The following is a 21195-nucleotide window of genomic DNA, read 5'->3' on the forward strand; positions in this document are numbered from 1 at the left end:
CATACACTATATACCCACACGATCGCCGCGTCTCGGGGGTGGGGGTCGTTGTTGGGGGGTGGGCCGCCCCCCCCCCGCCCTGTCAGGTGGCGGGTGGCGGCGCGTCCTGGGAACCCTGCGTTGCTCGGCCGGAGCCTCGCGTCACTTGACGATGTTGCCGATCGTCGGGGCGGGCTCGCTCTTGTAGTTCGCCGGGCCGAAGTTCGCGTCGACAGCCTTCTGCCAGGAGCCGTCGCTGACCATCTTCTTCAGGGCGTCGTTGATCTTGTTGACGGTCTCGGTGTCGCCCTTCTTGACGCCGATGCCGTAGTTCTCGTTGCTCAGCTTCAGGCCGGCGAGCTTGAACTGGCCCTTGTACTTGTCCTGAGCGGCGAAGCCCGCGAGGATCGAGTCGTCGGTGGTCACGGCGTCCACGGCACCGCTCTGGAGGGCGGCGATGCACTCCGAGTAGGAGCTCACCTCCTTGAGCTGCGCGTCCGGAGCGATCGTCTTCTGCACGTTCTGCGCCGAGGTCGAACCGGTCACGGAACAAAGCTTCTTGCCGTTGAGGTCCGTGCCCTTGGAAATGGTCGAGTCGCTCTTGATCAGCAGATCCTGGTGCGCCAGCAGATACGGGCCGGCGAAGTCGACCTTCTGCTTGCGCTCGTCGTTGATGGAGTAGGTGGCCGCGATGAACTTCACGTCGCCGCGGGCGAGCGCGTTCTCACGGTCGGCGCTCTTGGTCTGGACCCACTCGATCTTGTCGGGCGTGTAGCCGAGCTGCTTGGCCACGTAGGTCGCCACGTCGACGTCGAAGCCGGCGTACGTGCCGTCGGGCTTCTGCAGGCCCAGACCGGGCTGGTCGAACTTGATGCCGATCTTGATCTTGCCGCCGCCGCCGGAGCCGGAGCCGCTGCTGTCGTTGTCCTTCTTGTCGCCACCACAGGCGGTGGCGCTCAGCGCGAGGGCGAGGACGACGGCCGAGGCGGCGGTGACCTTGCGGAGCTTCATGGTGAACATCCTTCGGTGATGAGGGAAAGCGGGCCGTCAGGTGCGGGTGACGCGAGTCATCGGGGGCACGACGGGCGTGCCGGACGCGGTCAGTGGTGCAGGATCTTCGACAGGAAGTCCTTGGCGCGGTCGCTGCGCGGGTTGCTGAAGAACTGCTCGGGAACGGCCTGTTCGACGATGCGCCCGTCCGCCATGAAGACCACGCGGTCCGCGGCCGAGCGGGCGAAGCCCATCTCGTGGGTGACGACGATCATCGTCATGCCGTCCCGGGCGAGCTGCTGCATGACCTCCAGCACCTCGTTGATCATCTCCGGGTCGAGAGCCGACGTCGGCTCGTCGAAGAGCATGACCTTCGGGTCCATCGCCAGAGCCCGCGCGATGGCGACGCGCTGCTGCTGCCCGCCGGAGAGCTGCGCGGGGTACTTGTCGGCCTGCGCGCCCACACCGACCCGGTCTAGCAGCGCCCGCGCCTTCTCCTGGGCCTGCTGCTTGTTCGCCTTGCGGACCTTGATCTGGGCCAGCGTCACGTTCTCGAGCACGGTCTTGTGCGCGAAAAGATTGAAGGACTGGAAGACCATCCCGACGTCGGCACGCAACCGGGCCAGCTCCCGCCCCTCCTGGGGCAACGGCCTGCCGTCGATCGTGATCGTGCCCGAATCGACGGTCTCCAGCCGGTTGATGGTGCGGCACAGGGTGGATTTGCCGGACCCGGAGGGCCCGATGACCACGACGACCTCGCCGCGGGCGATCGTCAGATCGATGTCCTGGAGCACGTGCAACGCGCCGAAGTGCTTGTTGACGCTCTTCAGGACGACCAGTTCGTCGGTCGCGGCCGCGTCCTTCCCGGCCACCGATACTTCGGTCATCGCTTCAAGGCTCCGTCCTCCTCGGTTTCGCAGGACAGTAGTGATGCCGTACGACCAGCGTCATTACATCTGAGGGGAATCTGAGCATCACGATCCGATAGCAATCGGACACGTGTCGTAGCAGTTGCGCCCGGGGCGCGTATCGGCCGGGTAACGGAACGTGCCCGGAGCCGGAACCCCCTTGACGCCGTTGTCGTCCATCAGCGTGACTGCCATGGTGCACACGCGCGTGCACGTGATCTATCCGACGACTTCGTACCGAGGCCGTACGACCGATGAACCGGAGGGGGCGGGGGTGAGACTGCTCCTCGTCGAGGACGACAACCATGTCGCCGCCGCGCTGTCCGCGGTCCTGGCGCGGCACGGTTTCGAGGTCACGCACGCCCGCAGCGGGGAGGAGGCCCTCCAGGCGCTCGTCCCCGAAGGCCCCGGCTTCGGGGTGGTCCTGCTGGACCTGGGCCTGCCCGACCAGGACGGCTACGAGGTGTGCGGCAAGATCCGCAAGCGCACCGGCACGCCGGTGATCATGGTGACCGCCCGTGCCGACGTGCGCTCGCGCATCCACGGGCTCAACCTCGGTGCCGACGACTACGTGGTCAAGCCGTACGACACCGGTGAACTGCTCGCCCGTATCCACGCCGTCAGCCGGCGCACCGTGCCCGAGGACGCCTCCGGCGCCACCGACAGCGCGCTGCGCCTGGGCCCCGTACTCATCGAACTGCCCACCCGTCAGGTCAGCGTGGACGGCTCGGTGGTCGCGCTGACCCGCAAGGAGTTCGACCTGCTCGCGCTGCTCGCCCAGCGCCCTGGTGTCGTCTTCCGCCGCGAGCAGATCATCAGCGAGGTCTGGCGCACCAGTTGGGAGGGGACCGGCCGCACCCTGGAGGTGCACGTGGCGTCCCTGCGCGCCAAACTGCGCCTGCCCGCCCTGATCGAGACGGTACGCGGCGTGGGCTACCGGCTCGTCGCCCCGGACGCCTAGCGGGGACGGCTTGCGCACCCGTCTGCTGCCGCTGCTCATCGTCCTGATGGCGGCCGTGCTGCTGGCTCTCGGAATCCCGCTGGCCATCAGCGTGGCCGCGGCCCAGCAGCAGAAGGTCGTCGTCGACCGTATCGACGACACGGCGCGCTTCGCCGCCCTCGCCCAGTTCGTCACCGAGGTGCCCGGCGGTTCGCGTACCACGAACCGGGACGAGCGCAAGGAGACGCTCAACGACGAACTCGCCAGCTACTACAAGGTCTACGGCATTCGTGCCGGGGTGTACTACCGCACCGACACCCCCATGGCCCAGGCACCCGCCGACTGGTTCCTCCCGCCGGCGGGCGAGGTGCGGGAGGCCTTCGGTGAAGCGCTGCTCAGCCGCCGCAGCCACGACCCGGAGCAGGTCTGGCCCTGGCAGCGCCGTCATCTCGTGGTCGCGTCGCCGGTCATCCGGGACGGAGACGTCGTCGCGGTGGTGGTCACCGACTCGCCCACCGGGGCGATGCGGGCCCGGATCCTGCACGGCTGGCTGATCGTCGGCGCGGGCGAGATCGCCGCGATGCTGCTGGCCGTCGGCGCCGCCCTGCGGCTGACCGGCTGGGTCCTCAGGCCGGTACGGGTCCTGGACGCCACCACCCACGACATCGCCACCGGGCGCCTGAAGTCCCGGGTCGCGGTGGGCGGCGGACCCCCGGAACTCAGAAGGCTGGCCCGCTCGTTCAACGAGATGGCGGACAACGTCGAGGACGTGCTGGAGCAGCAGCGCGCGTTCGTCGCCGACGCCTCGCACCAGTTGCGCAACCCGCTCGCGGCCCTGCTGCTGCGCATCGAGCTGCTCGCCCTCGAACTGCCCGACGGCAACGCGGAGATCGCCTCCGTCCGCACCGAGGGCAAGCGCCTGGCGCAGGTCCTCGACGACCTGCTCGACCTGGCGCTCGCCGAGCATGCCGACGCGGACCTCACGCTCACCGACATCGGCGCGCTGGCCGCCGAGCGGGTCGCGGCCTGGGCACCGACGGCCGAGGCCAAGGGGGTACGGCTGGTGGGCAACTGCCCGCCCGTCACCGCCTGGGCCGACCCGATCACCCTGTCCAGCGCGCTGGACGCGGTGATGGACAACGCGGTGAAGTTCACGCCCGTGGACGAGACCGTCGAGGTGACCGTCGCCTCCCACGGCGCCACCTCGACCGTCGTCGTCACCGACAACGGCCCCGGACTCACCGAAGAGGAGCTCGGCCGGGTCGGCGACCGCTTCTGGCGCAGCGGCCGGCACCAGAACGTCAAGGGATCCGGTCTCGGTCTGTCGATCTCCCGGGTCCTGCTGGCGGCCGGCGGCGGCACGATCTCCTACGGCCACAACGAGCCGCGCGGACTGCGGGTGACGGTGACGCTCCCGAGGTCGGAGCCTACGGTTTGACCGACCGGTAGTAGCGCCGGGCGCCCTCGTGCAGCTGGAGCGGATCGGTGTAGATCGCCGTGCGCAGGTCGACCAGCTGGGCCGAGTGGACGTGCGCGCCGATGCCGTCCCGGCTCTTGATCACGGTCCGGGTGACCCACTCGGTGAGCCGGGGGTCCATGTCCGCCCGTGTGATCAGCAGATTGGACACCGCCATCGTCGGCACGACCGCTCCGTTCTGCACGGTCGGGTAGGCGGACTCCGGCATGTTGGTGGCGCGGTAGTACCGGGTGACGTCGCCCGTCCCGTGCAGCTTCGTCACGAGATCGGGTTCTATGGGCACGAACCGCAGGGAGAAGCCCTCGGCGAGCCTGCGCACACCGTCCGTCGGCAGGCCGCCGGACCAGAAGAAGGCGTCGATCCCACCGGACCTCAGCCGGTCGGGGGCGGTGCCTATGCCGTCGGGCTCGGGGGTGATGTCCTTGCGCGCGTCGATGCCTGCCGCCCCGAGCACCCGGTCGGCGATGAGCCGCACCCCGGACTCGGGCGGCCCGATGGCCACGCGCCTGCCCCTCAGGTCCGCCACGGAGTGGATGTCCGAGTCGCGCGGGACGACGAGCTGGACGTAGTCGTCGTAGAGGCGGGCGACCCCGCGCAGCCCGGCGGCACCCTTGCCGCCGTTCACTTCGTACGTCGCCACCGCGTCGGCCGCGGCGATGGTGAAGTCGGCCTCTCCGGAGGCCACGCGCGCGACGTTCTCCTGCGAGCCGTCACTGGTGCGCAGCTTCACCGTCAGGTCGGGCATGTCCCGGTCCAGCTCGCTGCGCAGCAGCCGGCCGTACTCCTGGTAGACGCCGCTCCGGGTACCGGTGCTGAACGTGATCGTCCCGCCCGGCGGTTCCTCACCGAGCGGCACCAGCCACCACAGCAGCAGCCCGAGGGCCACGAAACCGGCGGCCGCACCCTGAAGGGCCCGGCGCCTGCCGATACGGGGGATCACCTTGGACATGGACGCGATCCTGCCAGCACGGGCGCGGTGCTGACCAGGGGCCGAGGGGACCGGCCGGGCGGGAGCGGGGCGGGGACCGGCCCGGCCGTGACTGTCGGTGGTGGTCGGTACAGTCGGGCGCATGAGCACCTCGCCCGCCGATCTGGTCCGTGAGTTCCACCTCGCCTTCGGGCTGGACGCCCGCAGCATCCCCACCCAGGTGTCTCCGCAGCTCGCCGCCCACCGGGGCGAACTGCTCGCGGAGGAGGCCGCCGAGGTGGCCGAGGTCTCGGTCGCGGGCCCGCTCGACAGCCTCGCCCATGAACTGGCCGACGTCGTCTACGTGGCGTACGGTACGGCCCTCGTCCACGGGATCGACCTCGACGCGGTGATCGCCGAGATCCACCGCTCCAACATGACCAAGCTGGGCCCCGACGGCCAGGTCGCCCGCCGCGCGGACGGCAAGGTCCTGAAGGGCGACCACTACGAGGCACCGGACGTGTCGGCCGTGCTGCGCCGCCAGGGATGGCTGCCCGACGGCGCCGCCTGAGACGCTCCGCTCCGGCCGGACCCGCGCATCCGGCCGGCCCCCGGGTGTCGGGCCCCGTGCGTCGGCCCCCGGGTATCCGTCCCGGGTGTCGGCCCCGGGGTGTCGGGCCCCGCGTATCCGGTCCCCGCGGGTCGGTCCCCGCGGGTCGGTCCCCGCGGGTCGGTCCCCGCGGGTCGGTCCCGCGCACCCGGTCCTGCCCGGACTCAGTCGCCCACGGTCGTCCCGGTCCGCGCGCCGTCCTCCGCCGCCGTGTCCTCCGCCGCGCGCGCCGCCTCGTCCAGGGGCGCCCGCCGGGTCGCGCCGCGACGGCTCCACCAGGTCGCGAGCGGCTCCGTGTAGCGCGCGGTGAGCGGGCCGAGGACGACGAGCAGGAGGACGTACGCCGTGGCCAGCGGCCCCAGGGACGGCTCGATGCCGGCCGTGACCGCCAGGCCCGCGATGACGATCGAGAACTCGCCGCGGGCCACCAGCGCTCCGCCCGCCCGCCAGCGCCCCTTGACCGAGATGCCCGCGCGCCACGACGCCCAGTACCCGGTGGCGATCTTCGTCGCCGCGGTGACGACGGCGAGGACGAGGGCGGGCAGCAGGACCGGAGGGATGCTCGCCGGATCCGTGTGCAGACCGAAGAAGACGAAGAAGACGGCGGCGAACAGGTCGCGCAACGGGCTCAGCAGCGTGTGCGCGCCCTCCGCGGCCTCCCCGGACAGCGCGATGCCGACCAGGAACGCGCCGACCGCCGCCGACACCTGGAGCTGCTGCGCCACGCCCGCCACCAGGATGGTCAGGCCCAGCACGACGAGCAGCAGCTTCTCCGGGTCGTCGCTGGAGACGAAGCGTGAGACGACCCGCCCGTAGCGGACCGCGACGAACAGCACCAGCCCGGCGGCCCCCAGCGCGACGGCCAGCGTGACGCTCCCGGCGGCCAGCCCCGCCCCGGCGACCAGCGCCGTGACGATGGGCAGGTACACCGCCATCGCCAGGTCCTCCAGCACCAGGACGCTGAGGATCACCGGGGTCTCCCGGTTGCCGACCCGGCCGAGGTCGCCGAGCACCTTGGCGATCACCCCGGACGAGGAGATCCAGGTGACCCCCGCCAGCACCACCGCGGCCACCGGGCCCCAGCCGAGCAGCAGGGCCGCCGCGGCGCCGGGCAGGGCGTTGAGGGCGCAGTCGACCAGCCCGGACGGGTAGTGGGCCTTGAGGTTGGAGACCAGATCGCTCGCCGAGTACTCCAGACCGAGCATCAGCAGCAGCAGGATGACGCCGATCTCGGCGCCGGTGGCGACGAACTCCTCGCTCGCGCCGAGCGGCAGCAGCCCGCCCTCACCGAAGGCGAGCCCGGCCAGCAGGTAGAGGGGGATGGGCGAGATCCGGAAGCGGGCGGCCGCCCGGCCGAGCAGGCCGAGCGCGAGGATGATGGAACCGAACTCGATCAGCAGGACCGCTGAGTGCACGCTCACTCCCGTCCGAGGATCGCCGCCGCCGTGTCGACGCCCTCACGGGTGCCGATGACGATGAGGGTGTCGCCGCCCGCCAGCCGGAAGTCCGGCGCCGGGGACGGGGTGGCCCCGGAGCGCCGCAGCACCGCCACGATCGACGCGCCGGTCTCGGTCCGCATCCGGGTCTCGCCCAGCAGGCGCCCGTTCCAGTACGAGCCGGCCGCGATCTCGATGCGCTCGGCCACCAGGCCCAGGTCGGTGGTGTACAGCAGGTTCGGGCTGTGGTGGGACGGCTTCAGCGCGTCGATCAGGGTTCCCGCCTCCGCGCCGGTGAGCCGCAGCGAGTGGGCGCAGGAGTCAGGGTCGTCCGTCCGGTACATGTTCACCGTGCGGGTGCCGTCGCGGTGTGCCACCACGGACAGGTGGCGCTGTTCCCGCGTCACCAGGTCGTACTGGACCCCGATGCCCGGCAGCGGCGTCGCCCGGAGGCGTGGAGCAGACACGTTTCTTCCCCTCGCTGATCGTTCTTGTAGACCGTCCTGCCGACGGCAACGGACCTCGTCGCGGGTCCCGCCGGCCGCCCGGCGGACGGATCGTGCGCGGGACCCCGGAGCCGCCATGCTGCCATTCGCCCGTACGGTGGCGATATGGGTGTCATGACGGATGTACGGGGACGGCGCGGGGCGGAGAAGCTGGTAGGCCCTGGTGGTGGGAGCGGGTCGGCGGACATGGTGAGAGGCGGGTACCGGACCTTGTCGCTGTTCTGGCGGATCTTCTCGCTCAACGCCACGGGCCTGGCCGTGGCCGCCGCGCTGCTGCTGGGACCGGTCACCGTGTCGACCCCGGTGCTGCCGCGTGAGGCACTGGTCGTCGCCGTGGGGCTCGCGGCCCTCCTGGTGGGCAACGCCGCCGTGCTGCGGATCGGGCTCGCCCCGCTGCGCCGGCTCGGCAACGCGATGGCCACCGCCGACCTGCTGCGTCCGGGACCGCGTGCCCCTGTCGCGGGTCCCGCCGAGACCGCGGCGCTGATCACCACGTACAACACGATGCTCGACCGGCTGGAGCGCGAGCGCGCCACCAGTGCCGCGCGGGCGCTGTCCGCGCAGGAACGCGAGCGCCGGCGCGTCGCCCGCGAGCTGCACGACGAGGTCGGCCAGACCCTGACCGCGGTACTGCTCCAGCTCAAGCGGGTCGCCGACCGGGTGCCCGAGGAACTGCGCGCGGAGGTGGGACAGGCACAGGAGGCGACCCGGGCGGGTCTCGACGAGGTCCGCCGCATCGCCCGCCGGCTGCGCCCCGGCGTGCTGGAGGAACTCGGCCTGGCCAGCGCCCTGCGCGCGCTCGCCGCGGAGTTCACCACGCCCGGGGTGACGGTGAGCCACCGGGTCGCCGGCGAGCTGCCCCCGCTGACGGAGGAGTCGGAACTCGTGCTCTACCGGGTCGCCCAGGAAGGCCTCACCAACACCGTCCGGCACTCCGGTGCCGACCAGGCCGAGATCCGGCTGCACCCCGTCACGGACGGCGTCGAACTCCTCGTACGCGACAACGGCACGGGCCTGGCGGAAGGACGGGAGGGCGCCGGGATCCGCGGGATGCGCGAGAGGGCCCTGCTGATCGGCGCGACGCTGTCCCTGACACCCGCGCCCGGGCGCGGCACCGACATACGGCTGCGGGTCCCCCGATGAGCCACCACGCCCCGACGCCTCCCACGCCTCCGACGCAGCCCGGCGCTCCGATCCGGGTGCTGCTCGCCGACGACCACACGCTCGTACGGCGTGGCGTGCGCCTCATTCTGGAGAGCGAACCGGACCTCACGGTGGTCGCCGAGGCCGGCGACGGCGCCGAGGCGGTGGCCCGCGCCCGCAGGGGCGACATCGACCTGGCCGTCCTCGACATCGCGATGCCCCGGATGACCGGGCTCCAGGCGGCCCGCGAGCTCTCCCGCAGGCTGCCCGGCCTGCGCATCCTGATCCTGACGATGTACGACAACGAGGAGTACTTCTTCGAGACGCTCAGGGCCGGTGCCGTCGGCTACGTCCTGAAGTCCGTGGCCGACCGTGACCTGGTCGAGGCCTGCCGGGCGGCCGTACGCGACGAACCGTTCGTCTACCCGGGCGCGGAGCGGGCCCTCGTCCGCTCCTACCTGGAGCGGCTGCACCGCGGCGACGGCCTGCCCGAGCGGGTCGTCACCGACCGGGAGGAGGAGATCCTCAAGCTCGTCGCCGAGGGGCACACGTCGAAGGAGATCGGCGAACTGCTGTTCATCAGCGCGAAGACGGTCGAGCGCCATCGGGCCAACCTGCTGCACAAGCTGGGGATGCGCGACCGGCTGGAGCTCACGCGGTACGCGATCCGGGCGGGCCTCATCGACCCGTGACCGGCCCGCGGAGCTTCCCCGGCCCACACGCTGCCTCCGGGGGCGGCTGCCCCGGGAACACCCGGGCGGGACCGCTGTCGGCACCGCCTACCCTGGAGGCATGAGCAGCAGCAGCGACCGGAGCCTCGCAGTGGACGTCGAAGGAACCAAGAGTTACGAGATCCGCACCTACGGGTGCCAGATGAACGTCCACGACTCCGAGCGGTTGTCCGGGCTGCTCGAAGACGCCGGGTACGTGCGCGCCCCCGAGGGCTCGGACGGTGACGCGGACGTCGTGGTCTTCAACACCTGCGCCGTCCGCGAGAACGCCGACAACCGGCTCTACGGCAATCTCGGCCGCCTCGCGCCGATGAAGACGAAGCGCCCCGGCATGCAGATCGCCGTCGGCGGCTGTCTCGCGCAGAAGGACCGCGACACCATCGTGAAGAAGGCGCCCTGGGTGGACGTCGTCTTCGGCACGCACAACATCGGCAAGCTGCCCGTCCTGCTGGAGCGCGCCCGCGTGCAGGAGGAGGCGCAGGTCGAGATCGCCGAGTCGCTGGAGGCGTTCCCCTCCACGCTGCCGACCCGGCGCGAGAGCGCCTACGCGGCCTGGGTGTCGATCTCCGTCGGCTGCAACAACACCTGCACCTTCTGCATCGTCCCGGCGCTGCGCGGCAAGGAGAAGGACCGCCGCACCGGCGACATCCTCGCCGAGATCGAGGCCCTGGTCGGCGAGGGCGTCAGCGAGATCACCCTGCTCGGCCAGAACGTCAACGCGTACGGCTCGGACATCGGCGACCGCGAGGCCTTCAGCAAGCTGCTGCGGGCCTGCGGGAGCATCGAGGGCCTGGAGCGCGTCCGCTTCACCTCCCCGCACCCGCGTGACTTCACCGACGACGTCATCGCCGCCATGGCCGAGACCCCGAACGTGATGCCGCAGCTGCACATGCCGCTCCAGTCCGGCTCGGACCCGGTGCTGAAGGCGATGCGCCGCTCGTACCGGCAGGACCGTTACCTCGGCATCATCGAGAAGGTCCGTGCCGCCATCCCGCACGCCGCGATCACCACCGACATCATCGTGGGCTTCCCCGGCGAGACCGAGGAGGACTTCGAGCAGACGATGCACGTGGTGCGCGAGGCACGGTTCGCGCAGGCGTTCACCTTCCAGTACTCCAAGCGTCCCGGCACCCCGGCCGCCACCATGGACGACCAGATCCCCAAGGAGGTCGTCCAGGCCCGCTACGAGCGTCTCGTCGAGCTCCAGGAGGAGATCTCCTGGGAGGAGAACAAGAGGCAGGTCGGCCGCACCCTCGAACTGATGGTCGCCGAGGGCGAGGGCCGCAAGGACGGTGCCACCCACCGTCTGTCCGGCCGCGCCCCCGACAACCGCCTGGTCCACTTCACCAAGCCGGACCAGGAGGTCCGCCCCGGTGACGTGGTCACGGTCGAGATCACGTACGCGGCCCCGCACCACCTCCTCGCCGAGGGGCCGACGCTCGACGTGCGGCGCACGCGCGCGGGCGACGCCTGGGAGAAGCGCAACGTCGAGAAGGCCGCGGCTCCGTCGGCCGGCGTCATGCTCGGACTGCCGAAGATCGGCGCGCCGGCGCCGCTTCCGGTGGCCACGGGCAGCGGCTGCGGCTGCGACTGACCGCGGGAGGGTTCAGCCGGCCGGCGATGGGTCGGCGGCCGGCCGGGCGCGAAGGCGGGGCGGCCGGGAAGCAGCGGGCACGGAACGGTGCGGCCGGGTCCTGTGAGCGCTCGGCTACCCTGCGGATCATGCTCGTCGCCGCCGCAGTCTGCCCTGCCCCGCCCCTGCTCGTACCCGAGGTCGCCGCGGGTGCCGCGCCCGAACTGGACGCCGCCCGTGCCGCCTGCGTGGACGCGCTGGGAGTGCTCGCCGCCGCCCGGCCGGACCGGCTCGTGGTCGTCGGACCCGCCGAACAGGCCGCGCGCGGCCCCTACCCGGAGGGCGCGCGGGGCTCGTTCCGCGGCTTCGGGGTGGATCTCGGCGTGACGCTGGGCCGCGACCCGGGAAGGCCCGGCGAGCGCCCGCTGCCGCCCTCCCTCGCCGTGGCCGCGTGGCTGCTGGAGCGGACCGGCTGGTCGGACGCCCCGATCGAGGGACTCGGCGTCGGGGAGCCCCTGGCGGCCGAGCGGTGCGTCGAGGCGGGCCGGAACCTCGTCGCCGACGGGGAGCGGCTCGCGCTGCTCGTGATGGGCGACGGCAGCGCATGCCGGACGGTGAAGGCACCGGGCTATCTGGACGCACGGGCGGAGCCGTTCGACGCGGCGGCCGCGCGTGCCCTGGGGGCGGCGGACGTCGCCGCCGTCAAGGCGCTGGACGCCGACCTGGCGTACGAGCTCAAGGCTTCGGGCCGGGCTCCCTGGCAGGTCCTGGCCGGCGCTGCCGAGGACGCGGGACTCTCCGGCGCGCTGCTGTACGAGGACGCGCCGTACGGGGTGGGCTACCTGGTCGCCGCGTGGTCGTAGAGCGCTGACGGCCGCCGGGCCCACCCGTGCGGTGGACGGCCGCGAGCACGCTGCGCCGCGGCCGTCCACCGATCGTCGTACCGTTCTGCCTCAGGAGGCTCGGGAGACCCGGGAGCGAGTCTCAGGAGGTCGGAGGAGGTGTCCCCGGCGGGGTGGCGGGGTCGCCGCCGTCCGTCTCCGGGCCCTTCTTGTGCGCGAGCCGGTCCATGGCGCCCTTGGCCTTGCCCGTGCCCGTCTGGATCTTGTCGCTGTACTTGCCCTTGGTCTTCTCGTCGACCACCTTCGCGGCCTTGTCCAGACCGTGCGTGATCTTGCCCCCGTGCTGGTGCGCGAGGTCGGAGACCTTGTCCTTCGCCGGGGCGATCTTGGCCATCAAACTGTCCTTCAGACCCATGGGGTCACCTTCCCTCGCGGCGCGGTTACCTACGGGCGCCCTCGCCGGCGGCGGTCCGCGGCTGCTCCGGTCCCGCAGTTCCGGCGGGTGGCGCCGCCTCGGGACCGGTCGCGGCCGCCTCGGTCGGCTCCTCGGCGGCCGCCGACTCCCTGCCGGTCTCCTCGGCGGCCCGGCCCGCGACCTGACCCGCAGCCCGGGTCACGGGCCGATCCGTAAACGCCCATATTCACTCAATACGTTACTCGCGCGGACGAAACGCCGCGTCGCCCGGCATGTCCGATCGCGCCGTCCGGGTCGGTGCCGCCCGTAACCGGCGGCCGGAGTCCCGCAACGGGCAACGACGCCGAACGGACGCCGTCACGTAACCCGTTCGAAGGCAGGCCTTGAGGTTTGCGAGACTGGTGCGGTGAGCAGCGCACCCCTCGCCCCCCGAGTCATCGCCGTCGTCGGACCGACCGCGGCCGGAAAGTCCGATCTGGGCGTCTTCCTGGCCCAGCGGCTCGGCGGCGAGGTCGTCAACGCCGACTCCATGCAGCTCTACCAGGGGATGGACATCGGTACCGCCAAGCTGACGCAGCAGGAGCGCGGCGGCGTCCCCCACCACCTCCTCGACGTCTGGGACGTGACCGTCACGGCCTCGGTCGCCGAGTACCAGCGGCTCGCCCGGGAGCGGATCGACGCGCTGCTCGCCGAGGGGCGCTGGCCGGTCCTGGTCGGCGGCTCCGGCCTGTACGTGCGCGGCGCCGTCGACAACCTGGAGTTCCCCGGCACCGACCCCGTGGTCAGGGCCCGCCTGGAGGAGGAGCTGACCCTGCGCGGCTCCGGCGCGCTGCACGCCCGGCTGGCCGCCGCCGATCCCGAGGCGGCCCAGGCGATCCTGCCCGGCAACGGGCGCCGTATCGTGCGGGCCCTGGAGGTGATCGAGATCACCGGCCAGCCCTTCACCGCCAACCTCCCCGGTCACGACTCCGTCTACGACACCGTGCAGATCGGCGTCGACGTGGCCCGCCCGGAGCTCGACGAGCGCATCGCGCGCCGGGTCGACCGGATGTGGGAGGCGGGGCTCGTGGACGAGGTCCGCGCGCTGGAGGCGCGCGGCCTGCGCGAGGGGCGTACGGCGTCGCGTGCGCTCGGGTACCAGCAGGTGCTCGCCGCGCTCGCGGGGGAGTGCACGCACGACGAGGCGCGTGCGGAGACCGTCCGTGCCACCAAACGCTTCGCGCGCCGTCAGGATTCATGGTTCAGGCGCGATCCGCGGGTGCACTGGTTGAGTGGGGCTGCGGCGGATCTCACAGAACTTCCCCGGCTTGCGCTGGCGTTGGTCGAACGACCGGTTACAGCCTGATCACGTGATGGCATCGGGACGCCCAGGCCGTCATCCAGGCCTGTTGCGTCATGCCATCATCGAGCTTCGATCGACCAAGTGGAGTCCGAGTTGGGAGGGCGCGTGGCGATGGAGGCCGGCCCTCGCGACACCGCACGAGACACCGAGCCCGTCATCATCGACCGTGGTGATGCGGAGCAGGATGTGGATCGGCTGAGTCCCGACGGCCCCGACGAGATCCAGGGCGGTGTGACCGCCGACGGTCCCGAGCCCGAGGAGATGTTCGCGAGCGGGCCCGAGGTCGAGGTCGAGCTGCGTCCGCAGCGACGGCTGCGCATCTGGCAGCTCGCGCCCATCGTGGCCCTGGCCGCGACCGGCTCCCTGATGTTCGCCTTCCCGCTCGCCTTCGACTTCGGCGACAGCGGCGCGGTGATCGCCATGCTCGGCCTGCTGATCTGCTCCTGCGCGGCCGGCTGGGGCATGATGGCCGCGCTCCGGGTCGGACACACCTGGCCCGGACTGCCCGCCCGTGGCTCCGGACGCCGGCCCGACTGGCGGATGGTGCTCATGTACGTGGTGCTGGTCGCCGCGGTCGTGGCCCTCGCCGTCTGGCGCGTCGCCCGGCTGCGCTGACCCGCTGTCCCCGTCGGGCGGCGGCCCCGCCGCCGTCGGAGTGTCAGGCCCACCCCGTACGATCGAGGGATGAGCTCGCGGATCGCCTTCCTCAAGGGTCACGGCACCGAGAACGACTTCGTGATCGTTCCGGACCCCGACAATGTCATCGACCTGCCCGCGGCCACCGTGGCCGCCCTGTGCGACCGCCGCGCGGGCATCGGCGGCGACGGTCTGCTGCACGTGGTGCGCTCCGCCGCGCACCCGGAGGCCAGGGCGCTGGCGGACCGGGCGGAGTGGTTCATGGACTACCGCAACGGTGACGGCTCGATCGTCGAGATGTGCGGCAACGGCGTGCGGGTGTTCGCCCGCTACCTCCAGCACGCCGGCCTGGTCACCGAGGGCGACCTCGCGGTGGCCACGCGCGGGGGCGTGAAGACGGTGCACATCGCCAAGGCGGCGGCCGACGGCGGTCCGGCCGCGGGCGACATCACCGTAGGCATGGGCAAGGCGGTCCTCCCCGACGGGGACGTCACCGTGACCGTCGGCGAGCGCAGCTGGCCCGCGCGGAACGTGAACATGGGCAACCCGCACGCGGTCGCCTTCGTCGACGACCTGGCGCACGCCGGTGACCTGTACGCCCCGCCGCCGTTCCACCCCGCTTCCGCCTACCCGCACGGGGTGAACGTCGAGTTCGTGGCCGACCGCGGCCCGGGCCACGTGGCGATGCGCGTCCACGAGCGCGGTGTCGGCGAGACCCGCTCGTGCGGCACGGGCGCGTGCGCCGTCGCCGTGGCGGCCGCGCGCAGGGACGGCGCCGACCCGGCCGTGACCGGAACTCCGGCGACGTACACCGTCGACGTGCCCGGCGGACGGCTGCTGATCACCGAGCGGCCCGACGGAGAGATCGAGATGACCGGTCCCGCGGTGATCGTCGCCGAGGGCGAGATCGACGCGGAGTGGCTGGAAAACGTGGTCGGCTGAGCAGGTGGCGGGCTTGGCATCCCAGTCACGGAACCCGCCGTGCGCGCGATGTGTCCACCTGAGCGACAGACGTGCGTACGAAAGCACGGCCGATCTCAACTCGCTTGGCGTGAAAGCGTAAACCTCGCATTCATCGCTCGAATGGGTGATCCGTTTCACGCTCGGCGAGAGACGGTCGGCCGCACGTGGTGGGCTCGGTAGCATCAAGCACCGGTTCGGACGGGGGATCGTCGTCATCCCCCGAGCCGTGCCCGCCATGGGGCACCCGTCCGCCGGTCCACGCAGCCGGAGGTGCCCATGAGTGCGGAGGCCACGAACCCCGCGACCCCAGGCCCGGTGACGCCGACCGTCGCCGTTCCCGCCGCGCCCGTCGCGCCGCGCAAGAGGGCCCGCCCCCGGATCGACCTGCGCCGCCTCGGCCGGGCCGCGCTGCTCGGCCCCGCCTCCCGCGACCGGCTGCCCGACGCGATCAGCCATGTCGCCGAGGCGCACCGCGCCCACCATCCCGACGCCGACCTGGAACCGCTGCGCCGCGCCTACGTGCTCGCCGAGTCCTCGCACCGCGGCCAGATGCGCAAGAGCGGTGAGCCGTACATCACCCACCCGCTCGCCGTGACCCTCATCCTCGCCGAACTCGGCGCCGAGACCACGACATTGACGGCCTCACTGCTGCACGACACCGTCGAGGACACCGAGGTCACGCTCGACCAGGTGCGGGACGAGTTCGGTGAGGAGGTGCGCTACCTCGTAGACGGCGTCACGAAGCTGGAGAAGGTCGACTACGGCGCCGCCGCCGAACCCGAGACCTTCCGCAAGATGCTCGTCGCCACCGGCAGCGACGTCCGCGTGATGTCGATCAAACTCGCCGACCGGCTGCACAACATGCGCACCCTCGGCGTCATGCGCCCCGAGAAACAGGCCCGCATCGCCAAGGTCACCCGGGACGTCCTCATCCCGCTCGCCGAGCGGCTCGGCGTCCAGGCGCTCAAGACCGAACTGGAGGACCTCGTCTTCGCGATCCTCCACCCCGAGGAGTACCGCCACACCCGCGAACTGATCAGCGAGGACGCGGCCCGCCCCGACGCCCCGCTCGCCGAGATCGCCGACGAGGTACGCGGGGTCCTGCGCGAGGCGGACATCCAGGCCGAAGTCCTCATCCGGCCACGGCACTTCGTCTCCGTGCACCGCGTCGCCCGCAAGCGCGGCCGGCTGCGCGGCGCGGACTTCGGCCGGCTGCTGGTCCTCGTCAACGAGGACGCCGACTGCTACGCCGTGCTCGGCGAACTGCACACCTGCATGACCCCGGTCGTCTCGGAGTTCAAGGACTTCATCGCCGTCCCCAAGTTCAACCTGTACCAGTCGCTGCACACCGCCGTGGCACGCGGGGACGGCCAGGTCGTCGAAGTCCTCATCCGTACCCACCAGATGCACAAGGTCGCCGAGGCCGGAGTCGTCGCGCTCGGCAATCCGTACGCTCCGCCCGCGGAGGAGCAGGCCGTCAGCGACGGCGAGCGCGTCGACCCCACCCGGCCCGGCTGGCTCTCCCGCCTGCTGGACTGGCAGGAGGCCGCGCCCGACCCCGACACCTTCTGGTCCACCCTGCGCGAGGACCTCGCCCAGGACCGCGAGATCGCCGTCTTCCGGCCCGACGGCGGCGCGCTCGGCCTGCCCGAGGGCGCCAGCTGCGTCGACGCCGCGTACGCGCAGTACGGCGAGGACGCGCACGCGTGCATCGGCGCCCGCGTCAACGGCCGGCTGGCGACGCTGAGCACGGTCCTCAAGGACGGTGACACCGTCCAGCTGCTCATGGGCCAGGACCCGGCCTCCGAGCCCTCCAGGAAATGGCTGGAGCACGCACACACGCCCGCCGCCCGGATCGCCATCCAGCGATGGCTCGCCGCACACCCGGTGAGCGAGGAGGACGACACGGAACTCCGCGACGAGGCCGACGCCGGGAGCGCGCGAACCGCGCCGGGCGCGTCCGGCGGACCCGTCGCCGCAGGTGGCGCGTCCCGCCCCGCCGCGAGTGCCGTGGTCGACCTGCCCGGCGCCACCGTACGACTCGCCGGCTGCTGTACGCCCGTACCGCCCGACGAGATCACCGGCTTCGCCGTACGCGGGGGAGTGGTGACCGTGCACCGCGTGGAGTGCGCCGGGGTGACGCGCATGAAGGACGCGGGGCGCCCCGAGATGGGCGTGCACTGGGGGGACACCACCGCGTGCCGGGTCACCCTGGTCGCTGAATCGTTCGGTCGCCCCCACCTCCTGGCCGACCTCACCGAGGCCATCGCCCAGGAAGGCGCCGAGATCGTCTCCGCGACCGTGGAGCCCCCGAGCCAGCAGCGCGTACGCCACACCTACACCCTGCAACTCGCCGACGCGGCCCACCTGCCCGCCCTCATGCGGGCGATGCGCAATGTGCCCGGCGTGTTCGACGTGAGCCGCGCCCAGCATCACGCGCCGGCGATCTGAATACACTCGGCCGCGCCGCACCGCACCTCGTCGCGCCCCACCACAGCCCGAATGCTCCTGAATTACCCGTTCGGGTGGGTTCGACGCGCGCCGTCACCATCGTGCATGCATGCGCTGGTAGCCGTGGTGCATGTCGCACACCCTCCGCATCCGGGCTTCCCGGCCGCGTACCCGGGCCCCCCGACGGCTGACGGCAGCACTGCTCGCCTCGGCCGTCTCCGTCTGCCTCGTCGCCGCGAGCGCCCCGCCGGCCCCGCTCGGCGTCGGCGACCGCCTCTTCCCGTACCTGGGCAACCCCGGCTACGACGTGGCGTCGTACGACCTCTCCTTCACCTATCCCGGCCGCAACGACAAGCCGCTCCAGGCCGTCACGACCATCGACGCCTGGACGACCGCCTCGCTGGACCGCGTCAACCTCGACTTCGCCCACGGCACGGTACGGTCGGTCGAGGTCGACGGACTGCCCGCCCCCTTCACCACCGCCGGCGACGACCTGGTGATCACTCCCGAGACACCGCTGCCCGCGGGCAGTTGGATGCGCATCACCGTGCGGCACACCAGCGATCCCCGGGCCGTCAAGGGCAAGGACGGCGGCTGGGTGCGGACCGCGGACGGACTCGCCATGGCCAACCAGGCCGACGCCGCCCACCTGGTGTTCCCGTCCAACGACCACCCGTCCGACAAGGCGATGTTCACCATCCGGGTCACCGCGCCCAACGCCTACACCGCCGTCGCCAACGGGATCCCCACCGGGGTCGACCGGGTGGGCGGGGCGACCACCTGGACCTACCGCACCCAGCACCCCATGGCGACCGAGCTCGCCCAGGTGTCCATCGGCCGCTCCAGCGTCCTGCACCGCCGCGGGCCGCACGGACTGCCCGTCCGGGACGTCGTGCCCACCAAGGACCGGGCCGTGCTCGAACCGTGGCTCAAGAAGACGCCCGACCAGATCGCCTGGATGGAGAGCAAGGTCGGGCCCTACCCCTTCGAGACCTACGGTCTGCTCATGGCCCAGGCCTCCACCGGCTTCGAACTGGAGACACAGACCCTCTCCCTCTTCGAACGGGACGTCTTCACCACTCCCGCCTACCCCAAGTGGTACGTCGAGTCGGTCATGGTCCACGAGCTGTCCCACCAGTGGTTCGGCGACAGCCTCACCCCTCGCACCTGGTCCGACGTGTGGCTCAACGAAGGACACGCCACCTGGTACGAGTCCCTCTACGCGCAGGAGAAGGCGCACAAGCCGATGGAGGCCCGGATGAAGGCGGCCTACGCAGCCTCCGACCGCTGGCGCGCGGCCGGCGGACCGCCCGCGGCCCCCAAGCGGCCCGACCCCGGCCAGAAGATCGGCATCTTCCGGCCCAACATCTACGACGGCGCCGCCCTCGTCCTCTACGCCCTGCGCCAGAAGATCGGCAGCGAGCGCTTCGAGCGCCTGGAACGGATCTGGGCGCAGAACCACCGGGACCGCAACGTCACCACCGCCGAATTCGTACACCTCGCCTCGGACGTCGCGGGACGTGACCTGAGCGGGTTCTTCAAGGCGTGGCTCTACGGGAAGAAGACCCCGCCGATGCCGGGCCACCGGGACTGGAAGTCCACCGCGCCGGCCGCAGCGCCGGCCCCCGCTCCCACCGGGCGGCACGGCGCGCGATAACACGGATGACGGCACGGCTCGTGCCGTGCGACCATCGTCGGGCCGGCGGCGCGCCGGGCGGTCCGCCCTCCTTGTTCACGAGTGGCCGGGAATCTCCCGGGGTACTCGAACGTTGTGAGGTGTGACGGATCGCGCTCCGTCGCCGAACCCGAATCACGATCGACGTAAGGATCCAATGACCTCCTCTTCTTCCTCTTCCCAGGACACCAAGCGCTTCGCGCACGCCTACCCCGAAGGTCTTCGGGCCGATGCCCTGATGGAAGAGGACGTCGCCTGGAGCCACGAGATCGACGGGAACCGGGACGGCGATCAGTTCGACCGCTCCGAGCGCGCGGCCCTGCGCCGCGTTGCAGGCCTCTCCACCGAGCTCGAGGACGTCACCGAGGTCGAGTACCGCCAGCTCCGGCTGGAGCGGGTCGTGCTCGTCGGTGTCTGGACCTCCGGAACCGTGACCGACGCCGAGAACTCCCTCGCGGAGCTCGCCGCCCTCGCGGAGACGGCGGGAGCGCTCGTGCTCGACGGCGTCATCCAGCGCCGCGACAAGCCCGACGCCGCCACCTACATCGGCTCCGGCAAGGCCCAGGAGCTGCGCGACATCGTCCTCGAGACGGGCGCGGACACCGTCATCTGCGACGGTGAGCTCAGCCCGGGGCAGCTGATCCACCTCGAGGACGTCGTCAAGGTCAAGGTCATCGACCGTACGGCCCTGATCCTCGACATCTTCGCCCAGCACGCGAAGTCCCGAGAGGGCAAGGCGCAGGTCGCGCTCGCGCAGATGCAGTACATGCTGCCCAGGCTGCGCGGCTGGGGTCAGTCGCTGTCCCGCCAGATGGGCGGCGGCAAGGGCGGCGGCCTCGCCACCCGTGGTCCCGGTGAGACCAAGATCGAGACGGACCGGCGCCGGATCCGCGAGAAGATGGCGAAGATGCGCCGGGAGATCGCGGAGATGAAGACCGGCCGCGAGATCAAGCGGCAGGAGCGACGCCGCAACAAGGTGCCGTCCGTCGCCATCGCGGGCTACACCAACGCCGGAAAGTCCTCGCTGCTCAACCGTCTCACGGGCGCGGGCGTCCTGGTCGAGAACGCCCTGTTCGCGACCCTGGACCCGACCGTGCGCCGGGCCGAGACGCCGAGCGGCCGGCTGTACACGCTGGCCGACACCGTCGGGTTCGTCCGGCACCTGCCGCACCACCTGGTCGAGGCGTTCCGCTCCACCATGGAGGAGGTCGGCGACGCCGACCTGATCCTGCACGTGGTGGACGGCTCGCACCCGGTCCCGGAGGAGCAGCTGGCCGCCGTACGCGAGGTGATCAGGGACGTCGGCGCCACCCAGGTGCCCGAGATCGTCGTGATCAACAAGGCCGACGCGGCCGACCCGCTGACGCTCCAGCGGCTGATGCGGATCGAGAAGCGCTCCATCGCCGTCTCGGCCCGTACCGGCCGGGGCATCCAGGAGCTGCTCGCGCTGATCGACAGCGAGCTGCCCAGGCCCTCGGTCGAGATCGAGGCGCTCGTGCCCTACACGCACGGCAAGCTGGTGGCCCGCACCCACTCCGAGGGCGAGGTGATCTCCGAGGAGCACACCCCGGAGGGCACCCTGCTCAAGGCCCGGGTGCACGAGGAGCTCGCGGCGGACCTCGCGCCGTACGTGCCCGCTCCCGCACTCTGACCGACCGCGCGAAGGCCCGC

20 protein-coding genes are annotated in these 21195 nt (G+C 71.7%); 13 read left to right on the top strand and 7 right to left on the bottom strand.

Translation table 11 applies throughout. The annotated features are described in order from the left end of the window. Positions 1 to 141: 141 nt before the first annotated feature. Both ABT085_RS25305 and ABT085_RS25310 read right to left on the bottom strand, forming a co-directional pair. Positions 142 to 990 carry a glutamate ABC transporter substrate-binding protein gene (locus ABT085_RS25305; protein WP_351612159.1) on the bottom strand — a complete coding sequence of 283 codons (849 nt, stop codon included), beginning with the start codon at positions 988 to 990 and terminating at the stop codon, positions 142 to 144. Positions 991 to 1079: 89 nt separating this feature from the next. Further along, positions 1080 to 1856, bottom strand: a complete 777-nt coding sequence (locus tag ABT085_RS25310; RefSeq protein ID WP_351612162.1) for an amino acid ABC transporter ATP-binding protein — start codon at positions 1854 to 1856, stop codon at positions 1080 to 1082. Positions 1857 to 2151: 295 nt separating this feature from the next. Here ABT085_RS25310 and ABT085_RS25315 point away from each other — a divergent pair, with 295 nt between their 5' ends. Both ABT085_RS25315 and ABT085_RS25320 read left to right on the top strand, forming a co-directional pair. After that, on the top strand, positions 2152 to 2838 hold the full coding sequence (locus ABT085_RS25315) for a response regulator transcription factor (protein WP_351612212.1): 687 nt from the start codon (positions 2152 to 2154) through the stop codon (positions 2836 to 2838). Between the two features lie 10 nt (positions 2839 to 2848). Continuing rightward, the gene (locus ABT085_RS25320; protein ID WP_351612164.1) at positions 2849 to 4255 is read left to right on the top strand and encodes a sensor histidine kinase; all 1407 of its coding nucleotides are present in this window, start codon (positions 2849 to 2851) and stop codon (positions 4253 to 4255) included. Here ABT085_RS25320 and ABT085_RS25325 read toward each other — a convergent pair. Then, complete coding sequence (locus ABT085_RS25325; RefSeq protein WP_351612166.1) at positions 4245 to 5243, bottom strand: TAXI family TRAP transporter solute-binding subunit; 999 nt, start codon at positions 5241 to 5243, stop codon at positions 4245 to 4247. The genes ABT085_RS25320 and ABT085_RS25325 overlap by 11 nt on opposite strands. A gap of 121 nt (positions 5244 to 5364) precedes the next feature. Here ABT085_RS25325 and ABT085_RS25330 point away from each other — a divergent pair, with 121 nt between their 5' ends. Continuing rightward, positions 5365 to 5772 (top strand): pyrophosphohydrolase domain-containing protein, encoded by a 408-nt coding sequence (locus ABT085_RS25330; RefSeq protein WP_351612169.1) that lies wholly within the window; start codon positions 5365 to 5367, stop codon positions 5770 to 5772. Between the two features lie 203 nt (positions 5773 to 5975). Here the strand turns inward: ABT085_RS25330 and ABT085_RS25335 are convergent, their stop codons facing one another. Beyond that, the gene (locus tag ABT085_RS25335) at positions 5976 to 7226 is read right to left on the bottom strand and encodes a cation:proton antiporter (RefSeq protein WP_351612172.1); all 1251 of its coding nucleotides are present in this window, start codon (positions 7224 to 7226) and stop codon (positions 5976 to 5978) included. Between the two features lie 2 nt (positions 7227 to 7228). Further along, positions 7229 to 7714: a cation:proton antiporter regulatory subunit gene (locus ABT085_RS25340; RefSeq protein ID WP_351612175.1), complete on the bottom strand. Its 486-nt coding sequence runs from the start codon at positions 7712 to 7714 to the stop codon at positions 7229 to 7231. Between the two features lie 249 nt (positions 7715 to 7963). Between ABT085_RS25340 and ABT085_RS25345 the strand changes: the two genes are divergently transcribed. The 4 genes from ABT085_RS25345 to ABT085_RS25360 all read left to right on the top strand — a co-directional run bounded on the left by ABT085_RS25345 (position 7964) and on the right by ABT085_RS25360 (position 12063). Next, positions 7964 to 8896: a HAMP domain-containing sensor histidine kinase gene (locus tag ABT085_RS25345; protein WP_502982803.1), complete on the top strand. Its 933-nt coding sequence runs from the start codon at positions 7964 to 7966 to the stop codon at positions 8894 to 8896. Further along, positions 8893 to 9588, top strand: coding sequence for a response regulator (locus tag ABT085_RS25350; RefSeq protein WP_351612181.1), 696 nt, complete (start codon positions 8893 to 8895; stop codon positions 9586 to 9588). Before ABT085_RS25345 ends, ABT085_RS25350 begins: the two co-directional genes overlap by 4 nt. Positions 9589 to 9688: 100 nt before the next feature. Beyond that, positions 9689 to 11221 carry a tRNA (N6-isopentenyl adenosine(37)-C2)-methylthiotransferase MiaB gene (gene miaB / locus ABT085_RS25355; protein WP_351612184.1) on the top strand — a complete coding sequence of 511 codons (1533 nt, stop codon included), beginning with the start codon at positions 9689 to 9691 and terminating at the stop codon, positions 11219 to 11221. A gap of 128 nt (positions 11222 to 11349) precedes the next feature. Beyond that, entirely contained in the window at positions 11350 to 12063 is a 714-nt protein-coding gene (locus ABT085_RS25360; RefSeq protein WP_351612186.1) for a class III extradiol dioxygenase subunit B-like domain-containing protein, read from the top strand. Positions 12064 to 12184: 121 nt separating this feature from the next. On the opposite strand, the gene ABT085_RS25365 is transcribed toward ABT085_RS25360, so the two are convergent. After that, positions 12185 to 12457 (bottom strand): antitoxin, encoded by a 273-nt coding sequence (locus ABT085_RS25365; protein WP_351612188.1) that lies wholly within the window; start codon positions 12455 to 12457, stop codon positions 12185 to 12187. Positions 12458 to 12482: 25 nt separating this feature from the next. Beyond that, positions 12483 to 12659, bottom strand: coding sequence for a hypothetical protein (locus ABT085_RS25370; protein ID WP_351612191.1), 177 nt, complete (start codon positions 12657 to 12659; stop codon positions 12483 to 12485). 204 nt (positions 12660 to 12863) lie between these two features. On the opposite strand from ABT085_RS25370, the gene miaA reads away from it, so the two are divergent. The 6 genes from miaA (at position 12864) to hflX (ending at position 21175) form a co-directional block, all read left to right on the top strand. Beyond that, on the top strand, positions 12864 to 13802 hold the full coding sequence (gene miaA, locus ABT085_RS25375; RefSeq protein WP_351612194.1) for a tRNA (adenosine(37)-N6)-dimethylallyltransferase MiaA: 939 nt from the start codon (positions 12864 to 12866) through the stop codon (positions 13800 to 13802). A gap of 108 nt (positions 13803 to 13910) precedes the next feature. Next, positions 13911 to 14414, top strand: coding sequence for a hypothetical protein (locus tag ABT085_RS25380; RefSeq protein ID WP_351612215.1), 504 nt, complete (start codon positions 13911 to 13913; stop codon positions 14412 to 14414). Positions 14415 to 14483: 69 nt separating this feature from the next. After that, on the top strand, positions 14484 to 15377 hold the full coding sequence (gene dapF / locus ABT085_RS25385; RefSeq protein WP_351612200.1) for a diaminopimelate epimerase: 894 nt from the start codon (positions 14484 to 14486) through the stop codon (positions 15375 to 15377). A gap of 297 nt (positions 15378 to 15674) precedes the next feature. After that, positions 15675 to 17849 (top strand): RelA/SpoT family protein, encoded by a 2175-nt coding sequence (locus ABT085_RS25390; protein WP_351612204.1) that lies wholly within the window; start codon positions 15675 to 15677, stop codon positions 17847 to 17849. Between the two features lie 130 nt (positions 17850 to 17979). Continuing rightward, a complete protein-coding gene (locus ABT085_RS25395) occupies positions 17980 to 19506 on the top strand; it encodes a M1 family metallopeptidase (protein WP_351612207.1) in 1527 nt (508 codons plus the stop codon). A 175-nt stretch (positions 19507 to 19681) separates the two neighbouring features. Further along, positions 19682 to 21175 (top strand): GTPase HflX, encoded by a 1494-nt coding sequence (gene hflX, locus ABT085_RS25400; RefSeq protein WP_351612210.1) that lies wholly within the window; start codon positions 19682 to 19684, stop codon positions 21173 to 21175. Positions 21176 to 21195 lie beyond the last annotated feature (20 nt).

This window comes from Streptomyces sp. NPDC002265, assembly GCF_040296125.1.
In the GTDB taxonomy this organism is placed as follows: domain Bacteria; phylum Actinomycetota; class Actinomycetes; order Streptomycetales; family Streptomycetaceae; genus Streptomyces.